The 2,550-nt window shown below is 58.5% G+C and carries 1 protein-coding gene; it reads left to right on the top strand.

What is annotated here, in order from left to right:
* Window positions 1–26: 26 nt before the first annotated feature.
* On the top strand, window positions 27–2,550 hold a 2,524-nt coding region (locus tag KDK15_RS19920; RefSeq protein WP_257297145.1), incomplete at its 3' end, for a hypothetical protein.

Raw genomic sequence — 2,550 nt, 5'->3', positions numbered from 1 at the left:
ACATAAAGCAGCAGAATCAGCAGATTATGGCAGCCATACCAGCGGTGGATTCAGGCTCAATTACCTGGCCGGCAAAACGACAGGTGTGCTGCGTCAACTTGCTGGAGACCCTGGAGAGGCAGTTCCGGGACGGCTTCCTGAACATGAGCAGTACCGCGGGGCAGTACCTCAGCTACAAGAAGCAGGGACCCAACCATTCGGGACCGGTCAGGGTCTTGCCCGACGAAGCGCCGATCATCAATAATCTGGCCAACCAATTCCGGAACCTGTATGGGCTCTACAGCGCTGCCCGTTATGACATGGTCAATGCCACCGGATTCGGGGGCGGGGCAGCAGCGGATGATCGCTTCAAGGGGTACAATGCCGGGGCCATTGTCGAGGCCGTTACCGGGTTGCTGGGGAGATCGGCAAGGATGTCAGACCCCATCCGGAAGGTGCTGCTGACGCTTGAGAGCGCTCTGACCCATGACGGTCACCGGCACCGGGATGGTGCCAACGATATGCGCCCCCCGCAGCCTGATACGGCATTGCAGAGGATAGTGGGAAATGTCCAGGTAGGGGGCGATCAGTCTCACTTGTCGCTACCCATGCTGAACGCCAGGGATGTGACGGTGATCGATCGAATCATCCTGGCCGAGCGCGAAGCCTACTTCTATAACACGCGACCACTCAGGGATAAACGTTTCGAGATGTTCAGCGACGTGTTTGGCAATACGACTGATTTACAAAATCAATTGTATGGCGAGCAGCTTCCCTGTCCGACCAGTGAGCAGGGGCTGGCCGACACTTCGGCGCTGAGCGAACTGCTGGACCGGGCTGCAGACCAGGCACCCCAAATCACTGCAGCAGGGAAAAAACTGCTGAAACTGTATGCCGACCGTGCCACGCAGGCCTACCGTGCCTATGGCCAGCGCATCAGCAATATCCAGAGTGCCAATACCCGGTCAATGCAGGACATCAAGGAGAGTGATAACACCTTCACCCACAATGGTTGGATATACAAGGAATGGTCGCTGGCACGACTGGTGTGTTGTGCTCAGGGCCTGCAGGCTATAGACCAGGCACTCATGAACACGTTCGAGAGTCTCCTCACCCGGGCCGATCGGTGTATTCGTTATGATGCCTCTCATAGCCTGACCATGGGGCCAAAAGCGAGCGGCGAGAATCCCACCCGGGAGGCCATGATTGATGATCTGGCCAACCAGTTCCTGAACATGTATTCACAGTACGGTGCAGTCCGTTTCAATATGATCAAAGCCACCGGGTTCCCCCTGAAGGAGGCGGCAGAGTCATCGGTTTTCCAGGGATTTAACGCCCGGAGTATGGCTGCCACGGTCAATGATCTGTTGCGTACCCCGTCCGGGTTGTCCGCAACGTTCCGGGACGTTCTCCAGGGGCTGGCGGACTATCTGGATAACCATGACGACGATAATGATCTGCGCCAGCCACAGGCTGATCGCCACCTGTCGCAGATCATCGGCAATACCACCGTCGCCGATGATGAGTTCACCTTGCCGCCAGCAATGGTGGTTCCTGGCGATATGAGCGATGTCAACCAGCTCGTCCAGGTTGAGAAAGCCGACTACCTGGCCAATCTGGGGGGACTGCAAGACCGGAAGCATTTCCCCACTGATTTTGTCGATATATTCGAAGAGCCTGGTGCCTTTGCGAAGGTTTTCCTGGAAGGGGAGGTCCCGCAGTGCCAGGGTGACTTGCACAAACATCGCCAGATGAACAGAAATCTCTTTGGGAAGCAGCCGGCACCTCACTGGGATAAGCCAGCTATTGCCAATGACCATCGTGTCCCCCCGGCCACTGCCGGAGCCATCCGCCACGGGGGGATGTTGTCGGCAGTGCGTGATGGCCTGTCCTGGCTGACCGGCAGCACCAGAGCTACGGCTAACCAACCGCAGGGAGCACCGGAGGTCACTGCCGGGCTAAGCCATCACCGACAGGAGTCGGCGAATGGTGCCGATGACAAGGTGGCCAGCAAAGTCAGGCCGGTGGCGCACAGCGTCGACGATAGCCTGGCTCTGGCCGGGCTGCTGGTGTCCCGGGCAACGGATCGTCCCATCATGCCTGACCAGACGACACTGGCTCATGGTGAGATGCCCCGGACTGATACGGCGGCACAGCCCTTTGACTGCTTACCGGGCATGCAGCTGCTCACAGGCAGCATGCGGGTTGCCCGGCAACTGCGCAGTGAAGTGTCGGCTTTCCTGCAGCAGCTCAACCAGCAGCGAATACAACCGGATGCCGGCTGGCAGGCCGATGACCTGCTGAATATGGCCATCACTGTGGTAAGCAATGAGGCGCAACCGGCGCAACCGGCGCAACCGACCAACTGCGCCGAGGAGTTTCTGCACGAAGTGTTGTTCTCGCCCAAACTGGGGATTGAACATGAACGCGCCGCCAATATTTTCGACAGCGATGGACGGGTCCGGGGTACCGATGGTGGTGCCATCTTCTTTGGCGGGGAGCAAACCCAACCGAGCCAGTCAGGCCCGGCCAGAGATCTTGGCAAGTGCATGCTGAACGCCATGGCAGACC

It is taken from the genome of Endozoicomonas sp. YOMI1 (genome assembly GCF_024606345.1).
Lineage (GTDB): Bacteria > Pseudomonadota > Gammaproteobacteria > Pseudomonadales > Endozoicomonadaceae > Endozoicomonas.
This window is presented reverse-complemented; position numbering and strand designations above follow the sequence as displayed.